This window comes from Streptomyces sp. NPDC086519, assembly GCF_040686075.1.
GTDB lineage: Bacteria > Actinomycetota > Actinomycetes > Streptomycetales > Streptomycetaceae > Streptomyces > Streptomyces shenzhenensis.
In genome coordinates this window covers 1-24,311 of sequence record NZ_JBFBJL010000001.1, presented here as the reverse complement: position 1 = coordinate 24,311, position 24,311 = coordinate 1, and the positions used below count along the sequence as shown (strand labels likewise).

General features: G+C 71.6%; 17 protein-coding genes and 1 pseudogene. 9 read left to right on the top strand and 9 right to left on the bottom strand.

The window, feature by feature from the left end; genetic code table 11:
- The first annotated feature begins 95 nt into the window (after positions 1–95).
- The 5 genes from AB0P24_RS00090 to AB0P24_RS00070 are packed head-to-tail and all read left to right on the top strand — an operon-like array spanning position 96 to position 8,012.
- Positions 96–2,930 carry a nitrate- and nitrite sensing domain-containing protein gene (locus AB0P24_RS00090; protein WP_365789387.1) on the top strand — a complete coding sequence of 945 codons (2,835 nt, stop codon included), beginning with the start codon at positions 96–98 and terminating at the stop codon, positions 2,928–2,930.
- On the top strand, positions 2,927–3,361 hold the full coding sequence (locus AB0P24_RS00085) for a roadblock/LC7 domain-containing protein (RefSeq protein ID WP_365789385.1): 435 nt from the start codon (positions 2,927–2,929) through the stop codon (positions 3,359–3,361). Before AB0P24_RS00090 ends, AB0P24_RS00085 begins: the two co-directional genes overlap by 4 nt.
- Positions 3,362–3,370: 9 nt before the next feature.
- Positions 3,371–3,766: a DUF742 domain-containing protein gene (locus tag AB0P24_RS00080; RefSeq protein WP_365789382.1), complete on the top strand. Its 396-nt coding sequence runs from the start codon at positions 3,371–3,373 to the stop codon at positions 3,764–3,766.
- A gap of 24 nt (positions 3,767–3,790) precedes the next feature.
- Positions 3,791–7,426 (top strand): hydantoinase B/oxoprolinase family protein, encoded by a 3,636-nt coding sequence (locus AB0P24_RS00075; protein WP_365789380.1) that lies wholly within the window; start codon positions 3,791–3,793, stop codon positions 7,424–7,426.
- Positions 7,407–8,012: an ATP/GTP-binding protein gene (locus AB0P24_RS00070; protein WP_365789378.1), complete on the top strand. Its 606-nt coding sequence runs from the start codon at positions 7,407–7,409 to the stop codon at positions 8,010–8,012. The genes AB0P24_RS00075 and AB0P24_RS00070 overlap by 20 nt, the downstream gene beginning before the upstream one ends.
- 58 nt (positions 8,013–8,070) lie before the next feature.
- On the opposite strand, the gene glpK is transcribed toward AB0P24_RS00070, so the two are convergent.
- From glpK to AB0P24_RS00045, 5 genes and pseudogenes are all read right to left on the bottom strand, one after another.
- Positions 8,071–9,588, bottom strand: coding sequence for a glycerol kinase GlpK (gene glpK, locus AB0P24_RS00065; RefSeq protein ID WP_365789376.1), 1,518 nt, complete (start codon positions 9,586–9,588; stop codon positions 8,071–8,073).
- Positions 9,589–9,644: 56 nt separating this feature from the next.
- The gene (locus tag AB0P24_RS00060) at positions 9,645–10,382 is read right to left on the bottom strand and encodes an MIP/aquaporin family protein (protein ID WP_365789374.1); all 738 of its coding nucleotides are present in this window, start codon (positions 10,380–10,382) and stop codon (positions 9,645–9,647) included.
- 327 nt (positions 10,383–10,709) lie between these two features.
- A pseudogene (locus AB0P24_RS00055) lies at positions 10,710–10,940 on the bottom strand (diguanylate cyclase); the annotation flags it as partial.
- Positions 10,941–10,955: 15 nt separating this feature from the next.
- Positions 10,956–12,146, bottom strand: coding sequence for a lipid-transfer protein (locus AB0P24_RS00050; RefSeq protein ID WP_365789372.1), 1,191 nt, complete (start codon positions 12,144–12,146; stop codon positions 10,956–10,958).
- Positions 12,143–12,589 (bottom strand): zinc ribbon domain-containing protein, encoded by a 447-nt coding sequence (locus tag AB0P24_RS00045; RefSeq protein ID WP_365789370.1) that lies wholly within the window; start codon positions 12,587–12,589, stop codon positions 12,143–12,145. Before AB0P24_RS00045 ends, AB0P24_RS00050 begins: the two co-directional genes overlap by 4 nt.
- Before the next feature lie 199 nt (positions 12,590–12,788).
- On the opposite strand from AB0P24_RS00045, the gene AB0P24_RS00040 reads away from it, so the two are divergent.
- A complete protein-coding gene (locus AB0P24_RS00040) occupies positions 12,789–13,322 on the top strand; it encodes an NUDIX domain-containing protein (RefSeq protein ID WP_365789368.1) in 534 nt (177 codons plus the stop codon).
- A 10-nt stretch (positions 13,323–13,332) separates the two neighbouring features.
- Here the strand turns inward: AB0P24_RS00040 and AB0P24_RS00035 are convergent, their stop codons facing one another.
- Positions 13,333–15,693 carry a glycoside hydrolase family 31 protein gene (locus tag AB0P24_RS00035; protein WP_365789366.1) on the bottom strand — a complete coding sequence of 787 codons (2,361 nt, stop codon included), beginning with the start codon at positions 15,691–15,693 and terminating at the stop codon, positions 13,333–13,335.
- A gap of 213 nt (positions 15,694–15,906) precedes the next feature.
- Here AB0P24_RS00035 and AB0P24_RS00030 point away from each other — a divergent pair, with 213 nt between their 5' ends.
- Positions 15,907–17,874, top strand: coding sequence for an acetoacetate--CoA ligase (locus AB0P24_RS00030; protein ID WP_365789364.1), 1,968 nt, complete (start codon positions 15,907–15,909; stop codon positions 17,872–17,874).
- 18 nt (positions 17,875–17,892) lie between these two features.
- On the opposite strand, the gene AB0P24_RS00025 is transcribed toward AB0P24_RS00030, so the two are convergent.
- On the bottom strand, positions 17,893–19,212 hold the full coding sequence (locus AB0P24_RS00025; RefSeq protein ID WP_365789362.1) for an aminotransferase class I/II-fold pyridoxal phosphate-dependent enzyme: 1,320 nt from the start codon (positions 19,210–19,212) through the stop codon (positions 17,893–17,895).
- 111 nt (positions 19,213–19,323) lie between these two features.
- Here AB0P24_RS00025 and AB0P24_RS00020 point away from each other — a divergent pair, with 111 nt between their 5' ends.
- Together AB0P24_RS00020 and AB0P24_RS00015 are read left to right on the top strand one after the other, a co-directional pair.
- Positions 19,324–20,532 carry an MFS transporter gene (locus AB0P24_RS00020; protein ID WP_365789360.1) on the top strand — a complete coding sequence of 403 codons (1,209 nt, stop codon included), beginning with the start codon at positions 19,324–19,326 and terminating at the stop codon, positions 20,530–20,532.
- Between the two features lie 22 nt (positions 20,533–20,554).
- Positions 20,555–21,448, top strand: coding sequence for a hypothetical protein (locus AB0P24_RS00015; protein ID WP_365789358.1), 894 nt, complete (start codon positions 20,555–20,557; stop codon positions 21,446–21,448).
- A 69-nt stretch (positions 21,449–21,517) separates the two neighbouring features.
- On the opposite strand, the gene ptsP is transcribed toward AB0P24_RS00015, so the two are convergent.
- Positions 21,518–23,188 (bottom strand): phosphoenolpyruvate--protein phosphotransferase, encoded by a 1,671-nt coding sequence (ptsP, locus tag AB0P24_RS00010; RefSeq protein WP_365790132.1) that lies wholly within the window; start codon positions 23,186–23,188, stop codon positions 21,518–21,520.
- Between the two features lie 111 nt (positions 23,189–23,299).
- Positions 23,300–23,749 carry a PTS glucose transporter subunit IIA gene (locus AB0P24_RS00005; RefSeq protein ID WP_365789356.1) on the bottom strand — a complete coding sequence of 150 codons (450 nt, stop codon included), beginning with the start codon at positions 23,747–23,749 and terminating at the stop codon, positions 23,300–23,302.
- Positions 23,750–24,311 lie beyond the last annotated feature (562 nt).

The window sequence follows — 24,311 nt, the reverse complement described above, 5'->3', positions numbered from 1 at the left end:
GTTCTTCGAGTTATCCCTGTGACGGTAGTAGGCTCGCGCCGTTTGTTGACGTACATGTGTACCCCCGCCCGACGGGGGTCGAGCTGGGGGAGGCCATGCGCTTTCGCGGGAAGTCGATCCGCCGGAAGATCGTGGCGCTGCTTCTCGTGCCGCTGGTGTCGCTGACGGCCGTCTGGGGCTTCGCGGCCGTGCTCACGGGACGTGAAGTCACCCACATGTTCCAGGTGTCGTCGATCGTCGAGGACCTCAACTACCCCACCGAGGACACGGTCCGCGCCCTCCAGCAGGAACGCCGGCAGACTCTGGTCTATCTCGCCGACCCGCGGGCCTCCGACGCGCTCACCGCCCTGAACCGCACGCGTGCCGCCACCGACCGTGCCGTGGCCCAACTGCGCAAGAACGCGAAGGAACAGCACGTCCGCGACGGCCTGGACGCCGACGACAGCGAACGTCTCACCGCCGAACTCGACGGCCTCGACGGCATCCAGCCCCTGCGCCGCAGCGTCGAGCAGGGCACCGTGGACCGTGCCGAGGCCCTCGACCTCTACAACGCCGTCGTCGACCCCTGCTACACGCTGCTCGGTGCCCTCGACGGAATCGACGACGTCGAGATGGACAAGCAGGTCCGCGCCCTCGTCAACATCAGCCGCGCCCGCGAGCTCGTCTCCCGCGAGGACGCCCTGCTCGGCTCCGCCCTGGTGGTCGGGAAGGTCTCCCGCGAGGAGACCCGCGAGATCTCCGACCTCATCGCCCAGCGCACCCTCCTGTACGGCATGAGCCTCCCGCTGCTGCCGGCCGCCGAACACGACCGCTTCGACCGCTTCTGGACAAGCGCCACCAGCGCCCCGCTGCTGGCCGCCGAGAAGTCCGTCGTCGGGCGCGGGTCCGGCATGCCGAACGACGTCAGCGCGAAGAGCTGGGACACCACCGCGGGCAATGTGCTCTCCGACCTGCGAACCCTCGACGACCAGGTCAGCGATCGCTTCCGGGACCGCTTCCGGCCCGTCGCCGTCGACGTGATCGTCCAGGCGGCCGTGGTCGGAGTCCTCGGCCTGGTCGCCGTGCTGTTCTCGCTGGTCGTGTCGGTCCGGGTCGGACGCGGCCTCATCCGCGACCTGCGGCTGCTGCGCACGGACGCGCACGACGCGTCCGGGGTCCGGCTGCCGAGCGTGATGCGCCGGCTGTCCGCGGGCGAAAAGGTCGACGTGGAGACCGAGGTCCCGCGCCTGGAGTACGACAAGAACGAGATCGGCGAGGTCGGCCAGGCCCTCAACACCCTTCAGCGCGCAGCCGTGGAGGCCGCCGTCAAACAGGCCGAGCTGCGTGCCGGCGTCTCCGAGGTCTTCGTCAACCTCGCCCGCCGCAGCCAGGTCCTGCTGCACAAGCAGCTCACCCTGCTCGACACCATGGAGCGCAGGACCGAGGACACCGACGAACTCGCCGACCTCTTCCGTCTCGACCACCTCACCACGCGGATGCGCCGGCACGCGGAGGGCCTGGTCATCCTCTCCGGCGCCGCTCCCTCCCGGCAGTGGCGCCGGCCCGTCCAGCTGATGGACGTGGTGCGCGCCGCCGTGGCCGAGGTCGAGGACTACGAGCGCGTCGAGGTCCGCCGCCTGCCGCGCGTCGCCGTGACCGGCCCGGCCGTGGCCGACCTCACCCACCTCGTGGCCGAACTCCTGGAGAACGCCACGGTGTTCTCGCCGCCGCACACCGCCGTGCAGGTCCTCGGTGAACGCGTCGCCAACGGCTTCACCCTGGAGATCCACGACCGGGGTCTGGGCATGGCGGCGGAGGCGCTCCTGGAAGCCAACCTGCGGCTCGCCGAGACGCCCGAGTTCGAGCTCTCCGACACCGACCGGCTCGGCCTGTTCGTGGTCAGCCGCCTCGCCCAGCGCCAGAACGTCCGCGTCTCGCTCCAGCCGTCCCCGTACGGGGGCACCACCGCCGTCGTCTTCATCCCCGACGTGCTGCTGACCGACGACGTCCCCGACACCAATGGCGTCGGCTTCCGCCTCGACCGCGGCCGCGCGGCCAGGGAGACCGAACCCGAGGTGAGCCGCGCCGCCTCACCGGCCCAGGCGCTGGGAGAGCGGCCCGGGCTGCCGGCCGCGCTGCTGGACGGACCGGTCGAGCTGGAGGCCCCCGTCGACCTGGACGCGCTGGACGAATTCCCGGGCGCCCTCACCGACGACGACAGCGAGCGCGGCGGGCTGTTCCACCCCCGCCGCTCCCTCGCCCGCGCCGACGAGGCCGGCACCCCCGCCGTGACCGAACTCCATCAGCCGGCCCGGGAGAGCGCCGGCGGCTTCGGGGACGAGCACCCGGGCGGTCCCGCCCCGCTGCCCGCACGGCGTACGCCCAAGCTGGTCAGCTCGCACGGCAAGCCCGTCACCGAGCAGCGCTTCCGCCGCGTCGACCCGGACGAGCGGGACCGGGCGGACCAGGGCGCCCCCGAACCGGGCGGACTCGCCCCGCTGCCCTCCCGCCGCCGCACCGACCCGTCCTCGCACCGCGCCATCGGCTCGGCCGACCGCGTCGAGCAACGCCCGGCGCCCCAGGCCGACGGCCCGGACGATCCTTCCGCATCCTCCGCCCTGCCCCGGCGCTCCCGCCGCTCCGCGACCGCCTCCGGCAGCGGCACCGACGACTCCGTCCCGCCCCTCGGCAGCACACCCCCGGGGGCCGCGTCCGGCACCCGGCCGCTGCCCAGGCGGGTACGGCAGGCCAACCTGGCCCCACAGCTGCGACAGGAACCCGCATCACCCGCCGCGCGCGAGCCGGACCCCGCCGAGCGTGACGCCGACGAGGTCCGCAGCCGCATGGCCTCGCTCCAGCGCGGCTGGCAGCGCGGCCGTGCGGAGAACGGCGCGGACGACGGTTCCCGGAACAGCACAGCACAAGGAACGACAAAGGGAGACGGTCGATGACCGATCCGAAGGCGACCGGCCACACGGCGACGAACAAGGGCGAGCTGAACTGGCTGCTGGACGACCTCGTGGACCGGGTCGCCAGCATCCGCAAGGCCGTCGTGCTCTCCGGCGACGGCCTGCCCATCGGTGTCTCCAAGGACCTCGCCAGAGAGGACAGCGAGCACCTGGCCGCCGTGGCCTCCGGCTTCCACAGCCTTGCCAAGGGCGTGGGCCGCCACTTCGAGGCGGGCAGCGTCCGGCAGACCGTCGTCGAGCTCGACGACGCCTTCCTGTTCGTCACGGCCGCCGGCGACGGCAGCTGCCTCGCCGTCCTCTCCGACGCCGACTCCGACGTCGGCCAGGTCGCGTACGAGATGACGCTCCTGGTCAAGCGGGTCGGCGTACATCTGGGGTCCGCTCCGCGCACCGATCTGCCCTCGGGCGGGTAGTGGGATGACATGAGCGGAGACGGTCAGGGAAGAAGTCACTGGTTCGACGACGAGGCCGGACCGGTCGTCCGTCCGTACGCCATGACACGGGGCCGCACCACCAGTGCGGCCCAGCACCGGCTCGACCTGATCGCGGTGGTCGTCACGGAGCCGCACGTCGACGACCCGGAGGACGACCGGACGCTGTCCCCGGAGCATGTGGACATCGTGGAGCTCTGCCGCGACGCCCCGCAGTCGGTCGCCGAACTGGCTTCGGAACTCGACCTGCCGATCGGCGTGGTCCGGGTCCTCATCGGCGACCTCGTCGACGGAGAACTCGTCCATGTCCATCGGCCGGTGCCCCCGGCCGAGCTGGTGGACGAGAGTATTCTGCGCGACGTGATCAACGGCCTCCGGGCGCTGTGACCGGCGCGGAAGCGGAGTAGTGACGTGACAGGCTGGCAGTTCTGGGTCGACCGTGGCGGTACCTTCACCGATGTCGTCGCGCGGCGCCCGGACGGCCGCCTGCTCACTCACAAACTGCTCTCCGACAACCCCGCGCGATACTCCGACGCGGCCGTGGCCGCCGTGCACGAGCTCCTCGACGGCTCCGGTGCCCCCGTCGACGCCGTCCGGATGGGCACCACGGTCGCCACCAACGCCCTTCTCGAACGGAAGGGCGAGCGCACTCTCCTCGTCATCACGCGCGGCTTCCGCGACGCCCTGCGCATCGCCTACCAGAACCGCCCCCGCATCTTCGCCCGCCGCATCGAACTGCCGGAGCTGCTGTACGAACGGGTGGTCGAGGCCGACGAGCGCGTCGCCGCCGACGGCACCGTGCTGCGCGCACCCGACCTGGACGCCCTGGCGGGCCCGCTTCGGGAGGCATACGACGACGGGATCCGCGCCGTCGCCGTCGTCTGCATGCACAGCCACCTGTACCCCGCCCACGAGCAGGCGATCGGAGAGTTGGCCGCCCGTACCGGCTTTCCGCAGATCTCGCTGTCGAGCGAGGTCAGCCCGCTGATGAAGCTTGTCCCGCGCGGCGACACCGCCGTCGTCGACGCCTACCTGTCGCCTGTGCTGCGCCGTTACGTCCGCCATGTCGCCGACGAACTCGAAGGCGTGCGGCTGATGTTCATGCAGTCCAACGGCGGGCTCGCCGAGGCCGGGCAGTTCCGCGGCAAGGACGCCGTGCTCTCCGGGCCGGCCGGCGGGATCGTCGGCATGGCCCGGATGTCGCAGCTCGCCGGCTTCGACCGGGTCATCGGCTTCGACATGGGCGGCACCTCCACCGACGTCTCCCACTTCGCGGGCGGCTACGAACGGGTCTTCACCACGCAGATCGCGGGCGTCCGGCTGCGCGCCCCCATGCTGGACATCCACACCGTCGCGGCGGGCGGCGGCTCGGTGCTGCACTTCGACGGCTCCCGCTACCGCGTCGGCCCGGAATCGGCCGGCGCAGACCCCGGCCCGGCCTGCTACCGGGGCGGCGGGCCGCTGGCCGTCACCGACGCCAACGTGATGCTCGGCCGTATCCAGCCGGCCCACTTCCCCCACGTGTTCGGGCCGGACGGGGACCAGCCGCTGGACGCCGCCCTGGTCCGCGACCGCTTCACCGAGCTCGCCCGGGAGATCCGCGAGCAGACCGGCGACGACCGCACCCCCGAGCAGGTCGCCGAGGGCTACCTGAGCATCGCCGTGGCCAACATCGCCAACGCCGTGAAGCGGATCTCCGTCCAGAAGGGCCACGATGTCACCCGCTACGCCCTCACCACCTTCGGCGGGGCCGGCGGGCAGCATGCCTGCATGGTCGCCGACTCGCTCGGCATCCGCACCGTCCTGGTGCCGCCCATGGCCGGCGTCCTGTCCGCGCTCGGGATCGGGCTCGCCGACACCACCGCCATGCGCGAACAGTCCGTCGAAGCGCCCCTGGAGCCCGCCGCCATGGCCGGCATCCGCAAGACCGCCGACGACCTGGAGGCCGCGGCCCGCGCCGAACTCCTCGCCGAGGACGTACCCGAGGACCGCGTCGAAGTCACCCGCCGCGCCCAGCTCCGCTACGACGGTACCGACACCACCCTCACCGTCGAGCTCACCGAGCCCGACGCGATGAAACACGCCTTCGAAGAACGTCATCGCGCCACGTACTCCTTCACGCTCGACCGCCCGGTCGTCGTGGAAGCCCTCTCCGTGGAAGCCACCGGCATCACCCAACCCCCCGATCTCTCCGCCCTCGCCCCTTACGAGGGCACCCCCGCCGCCCCGCGGACCGTCCGCCTCCACACCGGCGGCACCTGGTGCGACGTACCCCTTCACCGCCGCGAGGACCTGCCCCCCGGCGAATCCGTCACCGGCCCCGCGATCATCACCGAGGCCGGTGCCACGACCGTCGTCGACGACGGCTGGCGGGCCGCGGCGGGCGACGACGGGCATCTGGTCATGGAACGCGCGGCAGTCACGCAGAGTTCCGATCTCGACACGAAAGCCGACCCGGTTCTACTTGAGGTGTTCAACAACCTCTTCATGTCGATCGCCGAACAGATGGGCGCCCGCCTGGAGTCGACGGCCCAGTCCGTCAACATCAAGGAGCGTCTGGACTTCTCCTGCGCCCTGTTCGACCCGGACGGGAACCTGGTGGCCAACGCCCCGCACATCCCCGTCCACCTGGGCTCCATGGGCACCAGCGTCAAAGAGGTCATCCAGCGCCGCGGCACCTCGATGCGCCCCGGCGACACCTACGCCGTCAACGACCCCTACCACGGCGGCACCCACCTCCCCGACGTCACCGTGATCACGCCGGTCTTCACCACGCAGGGTGACCGGATCCTCTTCTATGTCGCCTCCCGCGGCCACCACGCCGAGATCGGCGGCATCGCCCCGGGCTCGATGCCCGCGAACAGCCGCACCATCGACGAGGAGGGCGTCCTCTTCGACAACTGGCTGCTCACCGAGAACGGCCGGTTCCGGGAGGCCGAGACGCACCGGCTGCTCGCCGAGGCCCGCCATCCCTCCCGGAACATTCCCACCAACCTCGCCGACCTGCGAGCCCAGATCGCAGCCAACCACAAGGGCGTCGACGAAGTGGGCCGGATGATCGAGGAGTTCGGTCTGGACGTCGTCCAGGCCTACATGCGGCACGTCCAGGACAACGCCGAGGAAGCGGTCCGCCGGGTCATCGACGCCCTCGACGACGGCGCGTACGCCTACGAGACCGATTCCGGCGCCGTCATCCGGGTACGCGTGCGCGTGGACCGCGACAAGCGGCGCGCCACCGTCGACTTCACCGGCACCTCCGCCCAGCTCAGCACCAACTTCAACGCCCCGTTCGCCGTCGTCAACGCGGCCGTGCTCTACGTCTTCCGCACCCTCGTCGCCGACGACATCCCGCTCAACGACGGCTGCCTGCGCCCCCTCGACATCGTTGTGCCGCCCGGTTCCATGCTCGCCCCCGAACCGCCGGCCGCCGTCGTCGCGGGCAACGTCGAGACCTCCCAGGCCATCACCGGTGCCCTCTACGCGGCGCTCGGCGTCCAGGCCGAGGGCTCCGGGACCATGAACAACGTCACCTTCGGCAACGAACGCCACCAGTACTACGAGACCGTCGCCTCCGGATCCGGTGCCGGCGACGGCTTCCACGGTGCGAGTGTCGTACAGACCCACATGACCAACTCCCGGCTCACCGACCCGGAGGTCCTGGAGTGGCGGCTGCCCGTCCGTCTCGACGAGTTCGCCGTACGGCCGGGCAGCGGCGGCGCGGGCCGCTGGCACGGCGGGGACGGCGCGGTCCGCCGCGTCCGCTTCCTCGAACCCATGACTGTCTCCACCCTCTCCCAGCACCGCCGTGTGCCGCCGTACGGCATGGCCGGCGGCGAGCCCGGTGCGCTCGGTGCCAACCGGGTGGAGCGGGCCGACGGCACGGTCACCGAACTCGGCGGCAGCGATGCCGCGGACGTCGGCCCCGACGACGTACTCGTCATCGAAACCCCGGGTGGCGGCGGCTATGGACGCCCGTCACCCGGCACCCGATCCCCTCAACGACCCCATCAAGCAGGAGAAGAAAACGATGATCTTCGGGCGATCTGAGCGCGGCAAGCCCCCGGTCGAGCCCGTCACGCTCAAGATCCTCGTGGCCGGCGGTTTCGGCGTGGGCAAGACGACCCTGGTCGGCGCGGTCAGCGAGATCAGGCCGTTGCGCACCGAGGAACTGCTCACCGAGGCCGGGCGACCCGTCGACGACACCTCCGGCGTCGAGGGCAAGCACACCACCACCGTCGCCATGGACTTCGGCCGCATCACCCTGCGCGAGAACCTGGTCCTGTACTTGTTCGGCACCCCCGGCCAGGAGCGGTTCTGGTTCATGTGGGACGAGCTGGCCGAGGGCGCGCTGGGCGCGGTCGTGCTCGCCGACACGCGCCGCCTGGAGGACTGCTTCGCCGCCGTCGACTACTTCGAGCGGCGTTCCATACCCTTCCTCGTGGGCGTCAACTGCTTCGAGGACGCGGCTCGGTACCCGGTGGAGGCCGTCCGCAAGGCCCTCGACCTCGACCCGGACGTACCGGTCGTGCTCTGCGACGCCCGGGACCGCGAGTCGGTCAAGGCGGTGCTCATCGGCGTCGTCCAGCACGCGATGGCGTACACGGCGGGTCACCGGCAGGCCGTCACCACCTGAACGGCGGCGCACGGCCCGTACCCCCGCCGACCGGGGTACGGGCCGTGGTCCGGGGCGGTTACACGCCGTCCTCCAGCCAGCCGAAGCTCTTCTCCACCGCCTTGCGCCAGTTCGCGTACTCCCGTTCGCGCACCGAGGCCGCCATGGCGGGCGTCCACTCCACGTCCTTGCGCCAGTGGGACTTGAGCTCGTCCAGGTCGTTCCACACGCCGGTGGCCAGGCCGGCCGCGTAGGCGGCGCCCAGACAGGTCGTCTCGGACACCCGGGGGCGGATCACCGGTACCCCGAGGACGTCGGCCTGGTGCTGCATCAGGAGGTTGTTCCCGGTCATGCCGCCGTCCACCTTCAGGGTGGTGATCCGCACGCCGGAGTCCTGGTACATGGCGTCCACGACCTCCCGCGTCTGCCAGCTCGTCGCCTCGAGCACCGCCCGGGCGAGGTGCGCCTTGGTGACGTACCGGGTGAGCCCGGTGACGACCCCGCGCGCGTCCGCACGCCAGTAGGGCGCGAACAGGCCGGAGAACGCGGGCACGATGTAGGCACCGCCGTTGTCGTCGACGCTCGCCGCCAGTGTCTCGATCTCGTCGGCGGTCCGGATGATGCCGAGCTGGTCGCGGAACCACTGGACGAGCGCGCCCGTTATGGCGATCGAACCCTCCAGGCAGTACACCGGCGCCTCGTCGCCGATCTTGTAGCCCATCGTCGTCAGCAGTCCGCTCTTGGACGGCACCGGCCGGTTGCCGGTGTTGAGCAGCAGGAAGCTGCCCGTCCCGTAGGTGTTCTTCGCCGTGCCGACGTCGTAGCAGGCCTGTCCGAAGACCGCGGCCTGCTGGTCGCCCAGCGCGGACGCCACCGGCACCCCGGCGAGCTGGCCGACGGCGGTGCCGTACACCTCGGCGGACGACCTGATCTCGGGCAGGACCACCTTGGGGATGTTCATCGCGGCGAGGATGGCCGGGTCCCACTGGAGGGTCTCCAGGTTCATCAGCATGGTGCGCCCGGCGTTGGTGACGTCGGTGACGTGCCGGCCGCCGTCGGTGCCCCCGGTGAGGTTCCAGATCAGCCAGGAGTCGATGGTCCCGAAGGCGATCTCACCGCGCTCGGCCCGGTCCCGCAACCCGGGGACGTTGTCCAGCAGCCAGGCCGCCTTGGGGCCGGAGAAGTAGCTGGCCAGGGGCAGTCCGGTCGGCTCGCGGAAGCGGTCCTGGCCGTCGCTGCCGCCGAGTTCGTGGCACAGGGCCGCGGTGCGGGTGTCCTGCCAGACGATCGCGTTGTGCACCGGTTTGCCGGTGACGCGGTCCCACAGGACGGTCGTCTCGCGCTGGTTGGTGATGCCCAGCGCGCTCAACTGGCCGGGACGCAGACCCGCGTTGGCGAGCGCACCGGCCACCACGGCCTGCACCTTGGACCAGATCTCGGTGGCGTCGTGCTCCACCCAGCCCGGCTTGGGGAAGATCTGGCGGTGCTCGCGCTGGTCGACGGCGACGATCGCGCCGCCGTGGTCGAAGATGATGCAGCGGCTCGACGTGGTGCCCTGGTCGATCGCGACGACGTACTTCTCGGCGGTGTCCGTCATGGCTACCCCTTGGTCGCTGGGTCGGAAGGCTGCGTGGATGGGAGGGCCGCGCCGAGTCAGAAGGCCACGTTGTAGATGACGCCCGCGAGCGCCCCGCCGATCAATGGGCCGGCGACCGGGATCCAGGCGTAACCCCAGTCCGAGGTGCCCTTGTTGGGGATCGGCAGGAAGGTGTGCACGATCCGGGGGCCGAGATCGCGCGTCGGGTTGATGGCGTAGCCGGTGGGGCCGCCGAGCGACAGCCCGATGCCGACGACGAGCAGCGAGACGATCAGCACGGTGGTGCCGGACTCGCCGAGCCCCTTGGTCAGTCCGAACGCGAGGATCGGCAGGACGAGCGCGATCGTCGCGATGATCTCGGTGATGAGGTTGGCGACCGGATTCCGGATCTCCGGGATGGTGGAGAAGATGCCGAGCGTCGGCGTCGGCTCCTCTCCCGACTCCTCGTCGCGCACATTGGCCTGGAACTGGGCCAGGTAGACCAGGTAGGTCAGCGCGGCCCCGAGCACCGCGCCGACGAACTGCCCGAGCAGGTAGACCCAGACCTTGCCCCACACGCCGGTGTCGACGGCGATGCCGATGGTGACGGCGGGGTTCAGCTGCCCGCCGGAGAGCGGGGCGGCGGTGTAGGCGCCGGCGAGGACACCGAATCCCCAGCCGAACGCGATCACCACCCACCCCGCCGCCCTGGCCTTGGAGTGCCTGAGGGTGACCGCGGCGCAGACACCGGCACCGAACAGGATCAGGATGGCCGTACCGATGACTTCGCCGACGAAGATGTCTCCGTTGCTCATGGCGGCTCCTAGGGCGCTGGCCGGGGGATCGGCCCCGGCACATTGAGCAGGAACGGTTCCCTTGGCGACGTCAGCCGAAGGCAGGGAAGGTCCCGCGCCCCGCCCGGCGTCTGTGACGAGCGTGCCGTGGCAGCCGAATCGCCCATGGGGGAACGGGCCTCGAGACAGGAGCGGCCCATGGCGCAGTGCCTGGATACGCCGAGAATGTACGGCGATGTCGACCGACACCGGAAGTTTTCACCGGCACTCGGGGGCCGTCAAGGACGCTGACGGCAACTGACGGCAACTGACGGCGACGATGAAAGGCGACCCACCGGGAGACAGCTGTCACGGCTCCGCCGCCGCGTACCCGTCCTGTGCCGGGTACGCGCCCGAGCCGCGCCGGATCTCGTGCCCCGGCAGTCCCGCCCGCCCCGGCACCCAGCTCGCCCCGCGCGGCGCCTTGGCGGCCTTCTTGAGCGGCGCCGGACACGCGGCCGCCTGCCGGTGGTCGGCCACACCGCCCGGACCGCGCACGACGGTGGCCAGGGACAGCGTGACGGGACGGCACCCTGTGCTGTCACACGCGTCCCGTCAGCGCACCGCTATCACGGACGAGCCGTGGCCGAACAGCCCCTGATTGGCCGTGATCCCCACGCGCGCGTGCGCCACCTGCCGGTCTCCCGCCGCGTCCCGCAACTGCCACGTCAGCTCGCAGACCTGGGCGATCGCCTGGGCCGGCACCGCCTCACCGAAGGACGCGAGCCCGCCGCTGGCGTTGACCGGTATCCGGCCGCCCAGGGCCGTGGCGCCCTCGCGCAGCAGCTTCGCCGCCTCGCCCGCACCGCACAGCCCCAGATCCTCGTACCACTGCAACTCCAGCGCGGTGGACAGGTCGTACACCTCGGCGAGCGACAGTTCCTCGGGGCCGATGCCCGCCTCCTCGTAGGCGGCGCGTGCGATCGACGCCCGGAAGGGTTCCGGTGACGGTGCCACCGCCGCCGCGGAGTCGGTGGCGATGTCCGGCAGGTCCAGCACCGTGCTCGGATAGCGGGGCGTGACCGTGGACACCGCGCGGATCCGCACCGGTCGCGCCGCCCCGTGCCGGCGCGCGAATTCCAGGCTGGACAGCACCAGCGCGGCCCCGCCGTCGGAGGTGGCGCAGATGTCCAGCAGCCGCAGCGGATCGGCGACCACCTGCGAGGCGGCGACCTCCTCGGCGGTGACCCGCTTGCGGTAGCGGGCGTACGGATTGAGCGCCCCCAGAGCCGCGTTCTTCACCTTGACCAGGGCGAAGTCCTCGGTGGTGTCCCCGAACACCGCCATCCGGCGACGCGCGTACAGCCCGAAGTACGTCGGATTCGTCGCCCCCAGCAGCCGGAAGCGCAGCCAGTCGGGATCCTCCGGCCGGTCTCCTCCGGCGGGCCGGAAGAAGCCCTTGGGCGCCGCGTCCGCGCCCACCACGAGCACCACGTCCGCGAGGCCCGCCAGGATCTGGGCCCGCGCCGCGGCCACCGCCTGGGCCCCGGACGCGCACGCCGCGTACACGCTCGCGACCCGCGCGCCCTGCCAGCCCAGCGCCTTGGCGAAGGTCGCGCCCGCCACATAGCCGGGATATCCGCCACGCACCGTGTCCGCGCCCACGATCGAGCCGATGTCCCGCCATTCGAGTCCGGCGTCCGCGAGCGCCGCGCGGGCCGCCGCCGTCCCGTACTCGACGAAGCCGCGCCCCCACTTGCCCCAGGGGTGCATGCCCACGCCGAGCACCGCCACGTCCGCCGTCATGCCGTCACCCCCGCCGGCCGCCAGTGCCAGGTCGTCCAGGTCGTTTCCGCGTCCTCGCCCAGAACTCCGGGGACGACCTCGACCGCCATGCCCACCGCCAGATCCGCGGCGGTGATCCCGGGAACCGCCTGTCCCAGCACCACGATCCGCTCGGACTCCAGCTCCACAGCGATCAACGCGTACGGCTCCCACGGAAGTTCCGGGTCGCTCACATAGGGTGACGGAGGGCGGTACCTGCTGTCGGTGTACGACCAGATCCGTCCGCGCCGGGAGAGCGGGACCTCCTCCAGTTCGCCGCCCGCGCACCCGGGGTTGCGGCAGTGGACGTCCTCGCGCGGGAAGAAGACCGAGGCGCAGGCCGCACAGCGGGTCCCCAGCAGCCGGAATCCGTCCCCCTCGCCGGTGAACCAGCCGGCGACCGCCGGCGTACGTGTACGCGACAAAGCTCCTCCAGGGCAACCGATCTGACGGAACGTCAGAAGTGTGTCACGGGCCGCCGGAATTGGGCAGGCCGCGCCGGCGGACCGCACCGCCCGGCTCCCGGTTCTCCCGGTGTCAGGTCGCCAGATGTCGGTTCACTTCCGGAATGAGGCCTTCCCCTGCCCGTAAGACGTCGCTCTCCTGATCGGATAAAGTCCGCGCGTGTCCGAAAATCCGCACCCAATTGCCAACTCCACTCCGGGCTCGCACTGTTCGAGCTGCGGAGCGGCCTACGGAGAGGGACTCTCCGGCTGGCCCCGCACCTGCCCGGCCTGCGGCCACGTCGCCTACCGCAACCCGCTGCCGGTGGCGATCGCCCTTCAGCCCGTCTACGACACGAAGGGCACCGCCCTGGTCGTCATCACTCGCGCCGTGGCCCCCGCGCGCGGCGGCGTCGCGCTGCCCGGCGGCTACGTCGACGACCGCGAGGACTGGCGGCACGCCGCCGTCCGCGAGCTCAAGGAGGAGACGGGCATCGACGCGACCGCCCGCGACGTACGGCTCGTCGACGCCATGAGCTCACCCGACGGGCACCTGCTGCTGTTCGGGCTCCTCCCGGAACGCCCGGCCGAAGGCCTTCCGCCGTCGGGCGCGACCGACGAGACGGAGGGCTGGCACCTGCTGCGCCGCCCCGAGGAGCTCGCCTTTCCGTTGCACAGCGTGGCCGTACGCGCGTGGTTCGAGGGCCGCTACTGAGCCCTCCGGCTCATCCAAGTCCCCTGATTCGGACGGGACGGGACGGCTCGCTCACGCCGCTCTCGTCCTCGCGCCGGACGACCACCCGCCGGCCCTCCCAGCGGGCGACGTAACGCTCGACCTCCGGCTCGTCCCAGCCGTCGCCCGTGTCAAGCACGACCAGCCCGCGTCCCGTCCGCCCCCGGACGGGCGCCCACACCTCCAGCCGCGTCCCGCCGTCCTCGTCCCGCACGGGCAGGACGGCACCCGCGCGTGCCAGCACCGGGATCCGCGACAGCGGGGCATCGACGAGCACCTTCCCCGGCCCCTCGTACGCCTGCTCGGTCACCGTGTCGTACCAGCGCCCGCGGGGCAGCCGCACCGCACGCCGGTCGGCACCCGGATCCAACACCGGAGCCACCAGCAGGGCATCGCCCAGCAGGAACGCGTCCTCGCAGTCGCGCAGCGCCCGGTCCTCCGGCGCACTCCACCACACCGGCCGCACATACGGCGCTCCGGTGCGCCGGGCCAGATGCGCCAGCGTCATGAAGTACGGCAGCAGACGCCGTCGTTCGAGAAGCGCCACGCGCGCGTGCTCCAGCACCTCGGCCCCGAACTCCCACGGCTCCCGGCGCCCCGCCCGCATGCTCGCGTGCGTACGGAACAGCGGAAGGTAAGCGCCCAGCTGGAACCAGCGCAGAAACAGCTCCGGTGACGGAGTCCCGTCGAAACCGCCCACGTCCGGCCCCGAGTACGGCACCCCGCACAACCCGAGCCCCAGGACCAGCGACAGCGACGCGCGCAGCCCCGGCCAGCCGGTGGCGACGTCACCGGACCACGCACCCCCATAGCGCTGCATACCGGCCCAGCCCGAGCGGGAGAACAGGAAAGGCCGCTCCTTGGGCTCGAGTTCGCGCAGCGCCCCGTAGGCCGCCCGCGCCATGCAGAGCGCGTAGACGTTGTGCGCCTCCCGGTGATCGCCGCCCCGCCCCTCCAGGGCGTGCCGGGCCGAACGCGGCAACGTCGACTCGCCGAAGGCGCTGAAGGACGTGGGCTCGTTCATGTCGTGCCAGAAACCGGCGAAGCCCAGCGTGAGCCGTTCCTCGTACAGCCCGCCCCACCACGAGCGCACGCGCGCGTCGGTGAAGTCGGGGAAAACCGTCTCACCGGGCCATCCCACCCCCTCCACCGTCCGCCCTGACGCGTCACGGACGAAGGCGTCGACCACCGTCCCGCTGTCGTGGACCGCGTTGCCCCGCTCGGCCTTCACCGCCGGATCGACGATCGACACCAGCCGGATGCCGTCCCGCCGCAGTTCCTCGGCCAGCGTCGGCAGCTTCGGGAAGCGCTCGTGATCGACGGTGAACACCTGGTGGGCGTCGTAGTGGTCGATGTCCAGATGCACGGCGTCCAGCGGCAGGCCGCGCTCCTGGTAACCCTCGACGATCCGCCGCACCTCCTGCTCGCTGCCGAAACCCCAGCGCGCGTGGTGGTGGCCCAGCGCCCACGCCGGCGGCAGCGCGGGCGCACCCGTGAGCGAGGCCCATGTGTGCAGCACGCGCGCGGGGGTGCCGGCCATCACCCAGCAGCGCAGCGGACCGCCCTCCATCCGCAGCTCACAGCGCCCGGCCCGGTCGTGCCCGGAACCGGCACCCTCCTCGCCCTCCAGAAGCGTCACGGACCCGTCCCACGAACTGTCGTGGAACACCAGATGTGCCGCCGCGTCCGCCACCACCAGCAGGACCGGCATGGTGATGTAGAGGGGATCGTCACCGGGCCCGAAGGCACGGCCGGGATCGGTGTTCCACAGCCGGTACGTACCGTCCCGCAGCCGCGGCCCCGAGGCACGCCCGCCCAGCCCGAAGAACCGCGCGTCCGCGGCCACCTGCGACCGCTGCACCCAGCGCGCCGGACCCCCGCCGACCGGCTCCCACCAGCGCGGCGGCAGATCCCTGCGCAGCATCACGCCACCGGGCGTGCACACCTCCACCGCCCCGTGCCGCGAGACGCTGACCGTCACCCGCTCCGCCACGACCCGCCAGCCGCCGTTCGTGTCCGGTTCCAGGACCGCCCGCGGATCCGGCTCCGGGCAGCGCCCCGCGAGGGCGTACGAGGGCTCGGGACCGGCCCCGTCCCAGCCCCAGAAGACAGCCCCGTTCACGGCGACCGTTATCCGCAGCTCGGACCGGCTGAACCGGATCACACCACCGCCCGGCCCCGGCTCCGCGCCCTGCACCGGCCCCGGCACCCGGGCCCGCTCCGCGCCCCGGGCGGGCAGCCCGGCGGCGTCGATCCGCCGCCTGCGCCACGCCGCCCGTACGGTGCGCAACCCCTGAGCCGCCTTACCCGAACCGACCACTCTTACCGAACGCACCAGGTCACGACCGTCCATGCTGCTCACCCTGCCACTCAGCGCTCCACACGCGCGTGCCGTTCAACTGCCGTTCACCCGTGCCGGGACCACATCTTCACGACACGGACTATGTGGAGCGCGCCCTGGTGTAGAAGTCGATCACATGGCATCGTCCCTGTCAGCCGCGTCATGCGCACACCCCAGCCCGTGCGCGTCCCACGCACACCAGCGCAGAAGTCCGGGAGCCGCCCCATGTCGACCGCCGTCCCCCAGCCGCTCTGGCGGCCCGATCCACAGCGGATCGCCCAGGCACGCATCACCAGCTTCCAGTCCTGGGCGGCGGAACACCACGGGGCCCCCGCCGACGGCGGGTACCCGGCCCTGCACCGCTGGTCCGTCGACCACCTCGACACCTTCTGGAAGGCCGTCACGGAGTACTTCGACGTGCGGTTCTCGACGCCCTACGCGCGCGTGCTCGGTGACCGTGCCATGCCCGGCGCCGAGTGGTTCCCCGGCGCGAGGCTGAACTACGCCGAGCACGCCCTGCGCGCCGCCGCCACCCGCGCGGACGAACCCGCCCTCCTGTACGTCGACGAGACCCACGAACCCAGCCCGGTCACCTGGGCCGAGCTGCGCCGTCAGGTGGGCTCCCTGGCCGCGGAACTCCGCGGCCTCGGCGTCCGCCCCGGCGACCGCGTCAGCGGCTACCTCCCGAACATCCCGCAGGCCGTGGTCGCCCTCCTCGCCACCGCGGCCGTGGGCGCCGTCTGGACCTCGTGCGCCCCCGACTTCGGCGCCCGCAGCGTCCTGGACCGCTTCCAGCAGGTGGAACCCGTCGTCCTGTTCACCGTGGACGGCTACCGCTACGGCGGCAGGCAACACGACCGCCGGGAGATCGTCGCCGAACTCCGCCGCGAACTGCCCACCCTGCGCGCCGTCGTCCACATCCCGCTGCTCGCCACCCCCGCCCCCGAAGGCGCCCTGGAGTGGTCGGCCCTGACCTCCGCCGACGCCGAGCCGGAATTCGAGCAGGTTCCGTTCGACCACCCTCTGTGGGTGCTCTACTCCTCCGGCACCACCGGCCTGCCCAAGGCCATCGTCCAGTCCCAGGGCGGCATCCTGGTCGAACACCTCAAACAGCTCGGCCTGCACTGCGACCTGGGCCCAGCGGACCGTTTCTTCTGGTACACCTCGACGGGCTGGATGATGTGGAACTTCCTCGTCTCCGGCCTCCTCACGGGCACCACGATCGTCCTGTACGACGGCAGCCCCGGCTATCCCGACACCGGCGCCCAGTGGCGTGTCGCCGAGCGCACCGGAGCCACCCTCTACGGCACCTCCGCCGCATACGTGATGGCCTGCCGCAAGGCCGGCGTGCACCCCTCCCGCGACTACGACCTCTCCCGGGTGAAGTGCGTCGCCACCACCGGCTCCCCGCTGCCCCCCGACGGCTTCCGCTGGCTGCACGACGAGGTCCGCGACGACCTCTGGATCGCCTCCGTCAGCGGCGGCACCGACGTGTGCTCCTGCTTCGCGGGCGCCGTACCCACCCTCCCCGTGTACACCGGCGAACTGCAGGCACCCGGGCTCGGCACCGACCTCCAGGCCTGGGACCCGGCCGGAAACCCCGTCATCGACGAAGTGGGCGAACTGGTCGTCGCCAACCCCATGCCGTCCATGCCGATCAGCTTCTGGAACGACCCCGACGGCAGCCGCTACCACGAGAGCTACTTCGACACCTACCCCGGTGTGTGGCGCCACGGCGACTGGATCACCGTCACCGCACGCGGCTCGGTGATCATCCACGGCCGCTCCGACTCCACGCTCAACCGCCAGGGCGTGCGGATGGGCTCGGCGGACATCTACGAGGTCGTCGAGCGCCTCCCCGAGATCAGGGAGTCCCTCGTCATCGGTGTCGAGCAGCCCGACGGCGGCTACTGGATGCCCCTCTTCGTCCACCTGGCACCGGGCGCGGTCCTCGACGAGGCCCTGCTGAACCGCATCAAGCAGGCCATCCGCGAACAGCTCTCGCCCCGGCACGTCCCCGACGAGATCATCGAGGTCCCCGGCGTCCCGCACACCCTCACCGGAAAGCGCATCGAGGTCCCCGTCAAGCGCCTTCTCCAGGGAGCGCCCCTGGAGAAGGCCGTCAATCCCGGCTCCATCGACAACCTCGACCTGCTGAGCTACTTCGAGGACCTGGCCCGCAAGCGCGCCTGACCTCCCCGAGCGCCGCGCTCATCCGCCGTAGGTGGCCTCGGACTCGCCCAGGACGGCGGCGAAGTCCGAGGCCAGCCGCGCCGCGTCGGCCGGCTCCAGCCCGGCGGTCGTGATCCGCACGCCCGGCTCCGCCGACAACCGGAAACGCGCCCCCGCCGCCACCCACCAGCCGTACGACCGCAGGCCATTGACCACGGCCGACTCGTCCCGCACCGGCACCCACAGGTTCATCCCGCTCGCCCCGTGCGAGGCGATCCCGTGTCGGGCCAGCTCCCCGGCCAGCGTCTCGCGGCGCAGTACGTAGGCCGCACGCGCGCGTGCCATCAACGCGCGCGTGTCCACGTCCGTCATCAGGCCGTACACCGTCTCCTGCAACAGGTGGCTGACCCAGCCCGAGGTCAGGAGCAGCAGTCCGTCGTGCCGGGCCAGCGTGACCGGATCGCATGCGGCCGCCGCCCATCTCAGGTCGGTGCCCAGGAACTTGCTCACCGAGCGCACATGCACCCAGCGCGCGAGTCCCGCGGCGGTCAGCGAACGCAGCGGGGTGTCGGTCACCCGGGACGCGTGATCGTCCTCGACCACCAGGACGTCGGGTTCCTCCCGCAGCAGCCCGACGAGGTCGTCCCTGCGGGCCGCCGAGAAGCAGCCGCCGTACGGGTTCTGCGCCCTGGGGCTGCACACCACGGCCCGCACACCCGCGCGCAGCGCCGTGCGCAGGGCGTCCGGACGCATCCCCTCGTCGTCCACCGCCACCGGCACGGTCCGCAGCCCCAACGCCGGGACGAGGTCGAGCAGATGGTGGTACCCGGGATCCTCCACGGCGACGGTGTCACCGGGGCGCAACTCCACGGACAGCAGCCGGCCGATCAGATCCAGGGCACCGTGCGCGAACGTCACGTGCTCCACCGGCACGCCGTCCGGGCCCAGCCAGCCGCGTACGGCTTCCTCCAGCCGCGCGAGCCGCGGCGCCGAACGGTGCGACCGGACACCGGGGGAGAGCCGCGAGGGCGGCACCAGGCCGGGCAGCAGCGCGGGATCGGGATGCCCGCCGGCCAGATCCCGGAGCCCTTCGGGAACCCTGGGCGGCCGCCGGGAGGCCACCGCCGGAACCGGCGCCACCACGGTGCCGCCCCGCCCGCGCGTGACGACGATCCCGCGCCGCCGCAGTTCCTTGTACGCCGTGGCGACCGTCCCCGGACTCACCCCCAGCTCGTCCGCCAGCCGCCGCACCGGTGGCAGCGCCGCCTCCGGGGCCAACGCGCCCTCCGCCACGCCCCGTTCCACGGACGCGGCAATCCCCTTGGCCGTCGTACCGGTGATCCCATATTGTATTACCACGTTGACAAGTATGTATCAATACATAATTGACGGCAAGGGGGAGCAGTGAAGACCAAGCCAGGTGCGACCGCACGGCTCGGACGTGTACCCGGAGGCCGCGACGGACGCGGAATGCTCGCCGTCGCCCTGGTGGACCGCGTCGGCAGCGGTCTGTGGGCCTCGGTCTCCGTCCTGTACTTCACCTACGTCTCCGGACTCTCCCTCGCCGAGGTCGGCACCCTCGCCGCCGTATCGGGCGCCATCGGCATCGCCGGAGCCCCACTGGGCGGCCGCATCGCCGACCGACTGCCCCTCACCCGCCTGCTGATCGCACTCCAACTCCTGCGCGCCCTCGCCTCCTTCGCCCTGCTCACCACCGACGACTACACCCTGCTGCTCGCCGTCTCCTCGGTCGGCGCCCTCGGCGACCGCGCGGCCAACGTCCTCACCAAGCTCTACGCCACCCGCGTCGCCGGGCCCGACCGCGTCCGCTACCAGGCCCTCAACCGCACCATCGCCAACGCGGGCTGGGCCCTCGGCGGCCTCGCCGCAGCCGCGGCCCTGGCCCTCGGCACCACCACGGCCTACCGCTGGCTCCTGGCGGGCGACGGTCTCTCCTTCGTCGCGGCCGCACTCCTCACCCTGCGCTGCGGCGAACCCCCATCGCCCTCCCGGGTCGTGGCCGACTGGAAGGCCGGGCCGAAGACCGCGAGACCGGCCAACCCCTGGCGCGACCGCGCCTACCTGGCGTACGTCGCCACCGACACCGTCCTCTTCCTCGACGACGCCGTCTTCAAGGTCGGCCTGCCGCTCTGGATCGCCCACGGCGACCGCATACCGCACGGCCTGGCACCGCTGCTGCTCGTCCTCAACAACGTGATGGTGGTGACACTCCAAGTCCCCCTGGCCCGCTTCGGCACCACCAGCCAAGCCGCCCGCCGGCTCCTCGTCCCGCTCTCCGCCGCGTTCGCCCTCGGCGGCCTCACCATGGCACTCTCCGCCGCCGGCGGAACCGTCACGGCCAGCCTCCTGCTCACCGCCGCGGCCGCCGCCTTCACCGTCGCCGAGATGCTCCACGCCACCGTCTCCTGGGAGCTTTCGGTCGCCCTCGCACCCGACACCGCCCAGGGCGCCTACCTCGGGGTCCACGGACTCGCCCAGTCCGCCCAGCGCAGCATCGGCCCACTCGCCGTCACCGCCGCCATCGCCACCGGACCGCTCGGCTGGGCCGCATTCGGTACCTTCATCGCCCTGACCTGCGCAGTTCAGCACCGCCAGGTCCGCGGCAGGCTTCCACACCGAGCATTGTCAGTGGCGCCGGTTACTGTGAGTGAGCATTGATCCACCGCACACAGGGGGAACCATGGCGCACACCGACCACCGGACCATGCGACGCGTCCTGCGCCGCGAGATCGCGGGCACCATCGGCCTGCTGACCGACGAACACGACTTCCGCGCCATGCGGCGCTACCGCACCTTCACCTTCGACGACCACCTCACCTACCTCCGTCAGATCGAGGCCCTCCTCAGGACCCGCGCCGCCGAGGGCACCCACACCACACTCGCCCTGTTCGACCCCGAGGAATACGCCGAGTTCTGCACATCCACCGGGCTCGACCCGGACAACCCGGCCAGCCGCACCCGCTTCACCGCCCGCCTCGCGGCCACCGGCGCCACCGTCCCGTACGACGGCCGCCCCCTCACCGACCTCGTCCCCGCCCTCGTCGACGAGGCGGTACGCCAGGCCACCTGGGAGTACGCCAGCACCCTCCTCGCCCGCCTCGGCCCCTGCCCCACCTGCGGCGAGGACGTCGGACGCGCCGCGTTCACCCGCGCCTCCCACCTCCTGACCCGCATCCTCGAGACCGCCCCGGCGGGCAACCGGCACCTCGTGTGCAGCGTCTCCGGACCACCCGAAACCCTCGTCACCGTCCTGCACGCCGACCAGAACAGCGAGGGCACCACCGACCTCGACGAGGCCGAAGCCCTCGAATTCACCAGCGTCCTCGCCCTCGGCCTCGCCACCAACAGCCCCGGCGGACTCGTCATGCGCACCAGCGCCCCCGCCAGCCCCGACCGCGTCTACGGCTGGCGACTGCGCGGCAACAACCTCGCCCCCCTCACCGCCGGCGAGGTCTTCGACGCGTACTGCACCGACGTCGAGTCCGGAGACCTCATCGCACCGGAATCGGACGTCGACTACTGCGCACCGCCCGACCTCGGCGACCAGGAGGCGGCCCCGGGGCACCACCACTGAAACCACCAGGGGCGCCCCACCCGTCGGTGGAGCGCCCCTGGAAAGACAGCCGATCACAGCCGCGGCCGACTACTCGCCGGACAGCACCGCCTGCGCCGCCACGCGGGCCTCCTCCGCACTGTCCGTGGCACGCGCGGCCGCCGCCGCCCGCTCGCACTGGGCCAGCGTGTACTTGGCCAGCATCGCCCGGACATAAGGAATCGACGCCGCACCCATGGAGAGGGAGGTGACACCCAGACCCGTCAGCACACAGGCCAGCAGCGGATCCGACGCGGCCTCACCACACACGCCACAGCTCTTGCCCTCGGCCTGCGCCGCCTCCGCCGACAGCGCGACCAGGTCCAGCAGCGCGGGCTGCCACGGATCCTGCAGCCGGGACACCGCACCCACCTGACGGTCCGCGGCGAACGTGTACTGCGCCAGGTCGTTCGTCCCCAGCGACAGGAACTCGACCTCCTGGAGGATCGAGCGCGCCCGCAACGCGGCCGACGGAATCTCCACCATCGCACCGAACTTGGCCCGCAGCCCCGCCTCCCGGCAGGCGTCCGCGAACGCCTTCGCGTCGGCGCGGTCCGCCACCATCGGTGCCATGACCTCAAGGTGGACGGGCAGCCCCTCGGCCGCCTTCGCCAACGCCGTCAGCTGGGTGCGCAGCACCTCGGGGTGGTCGAGCAGCGTCCGCAGACCACGCACGCCAAGCGCCGGGTTCGGCTCGTCCGCCGGCGTCAGGAAGTCCAGCGGTTTGTCCGCACCCGCGTCCAGCACCCGCACGACGACCCGGCCCTCCGGGAACGCCTCCAGCACCTGACGGTAGGCCTCGACCTGCTTCTCTTCGGAAGGAGCACGCTTGCTGTCGTCCAGAAACAGGAACTCGGTACGGAACAGACCGACGCCCTCGGCACCGGCCTCCACCGCGGCCGGCACATCCGCGGGCCCGCCCACGTTGGCCAGCAGCGGCACCTTGTGCCCGTCCGCGGTCGCACCCGGGCCGGTCGAGGCAGCCAGCGCCGCCTTCCGCTCGGCGGCCGCCGCCCGCAGCGCCGCCTTCCTCTCCGCACTCGGGTTCACGAAGATGTCACCGGTGCTGCCGTCGACGGCGACCACGGTGCCCTCGGCGAGCTCCCCGGCACCCGGCAGCGCCACCACGGCCGGCACACCGAGCGCCCGCGCCAGGATCGCGCTGTGGCTCGTCGGCCCGCCCTCCTCGGTCACGAAACCGAGCACCAGAGCCGGGTCGAGCAGCGCCGTGTCCGCCGGCGCCAGATCCCGCGCCACCAACACGTACGGCTCGTCACTGTCCGGGACACCCGGCATCGGAACGCCCAGCAGCCGGGCGACGATACGATTCCGCACATCGTCCAGATCGGCCACCCGGCCGGCGAGGTACTCGCCCGCTCCGGCCAGCAGCTCGCGGTACGCCGCGAACGCGTCGTACACGGCACGCTCGGCGGTGCTGCCGACGGCGATCCGTCGGTCCACGTCGGACATCAGCTCGGGGTCCTGCGCCATCATGGCCTGCGCCTCGAGCACCGCCTGGGCCTCGCCGCCCGCCAGGTTGCCGCGCGCCATCAGGTCGGCGGCCACGGCGTCCACGGCCTGCCGGGCCCGCCCCTGCTCCCGCTCCGCCTCTTCGGCGGGGATCTGCTTGGCAGGCGGCTCCAGCACCGCTGTTCCCATGTGCCGAACCTCGCCGATCGCCACACCGTGGCTCACGCCGACGCCTCGCAGCGTTGTCTCCATCTCACCCGTCTCCGATAGTGCGGCGGGTCCCGCCGCCGCGGTGGTTGTCATGGTCGCCGCCTGCTCCGTCGTACAACGGCACGGTGGCGGGGTCGTCGGTCCGGAACGAAATCAGTTCCAGGTGAAGAGGGTGTCGCCGGCCTTCACGTCACCGTCCTCACGGATGTCGGAGAGCAGGTCGGCCGTGGCCTCCAGGGCTACGACGGGGCACACCGGTGACTTGCCGGCGGCCTCGACCTCGGCCGGGTTCCAGCGCACCATGGGCTGCCCGCGGCTCACGGTGTCGCCCTTGTTGACGAGCAACTCGAAACCCTGCCCGTTGAGCTGCACCGTGTCGATACCGAGGTGGGTGAGGACGCCGTGACCGCTGCCGTCGACCACGACGAACGCGTGCGGGTGCAGAGAGACGACGACTCCGTCCACGGGCGCCACCACCACGGAAGGCTCACGCACAGGGTCGATGGCGGTGCCCGGGCCGACCATGGCCCCGGCGAAGACCGGATCCGGCACCGCGGCCAGTCCGATGGCACGTCCTGCTAGCGGGGACGTCACGGTGGTCATGGGAAGCCTCCCAGAAGTGGGGCTGCGTACGGGCCGTCACTGCCTGTTCCGGACGGCACTGAGCAGCAGCGTATGTCAAATGAAGTGGCGGTTCCGCATGGGAAGCTACCAGCAAGTGGTCTAGACCACCAGTCTATTGGATTTGCAAGGCCTCCGACGCTCCGTGTACAGTCGTACCCCTGCTTGAGGTGAGGCGGTGCGCAAGGCGTCGCCACCCGGCAGCATCCAAACTTGTCAGATCCCAACTCGGGATCGCCTTCCGTGTGCCTGCGGGACGGTGGTCAGAGGGACGGAAAAACGCTGATAGAGTTTGGAACACCGAAGGGAAGCCCGGAGGAAAGCCCGAGAGGGTGAGTACAAAGGAAGCGACCGTTCCTTGAGAACTCAACAGCGTGCCAAAAGTCAACGCCAGATATGTTGATACCCCGTCCGTCGGAAACATTCCGATGGTCGAGGTTCCTTTGAAGAAAATTACAGCGAGGACGCTGTGAACGGTCGGATTATTCCTCCGGCTGTTCCGCTCCCGTGAAAAGCATTCACGGAGAGTTTGATCCTGGCTCAG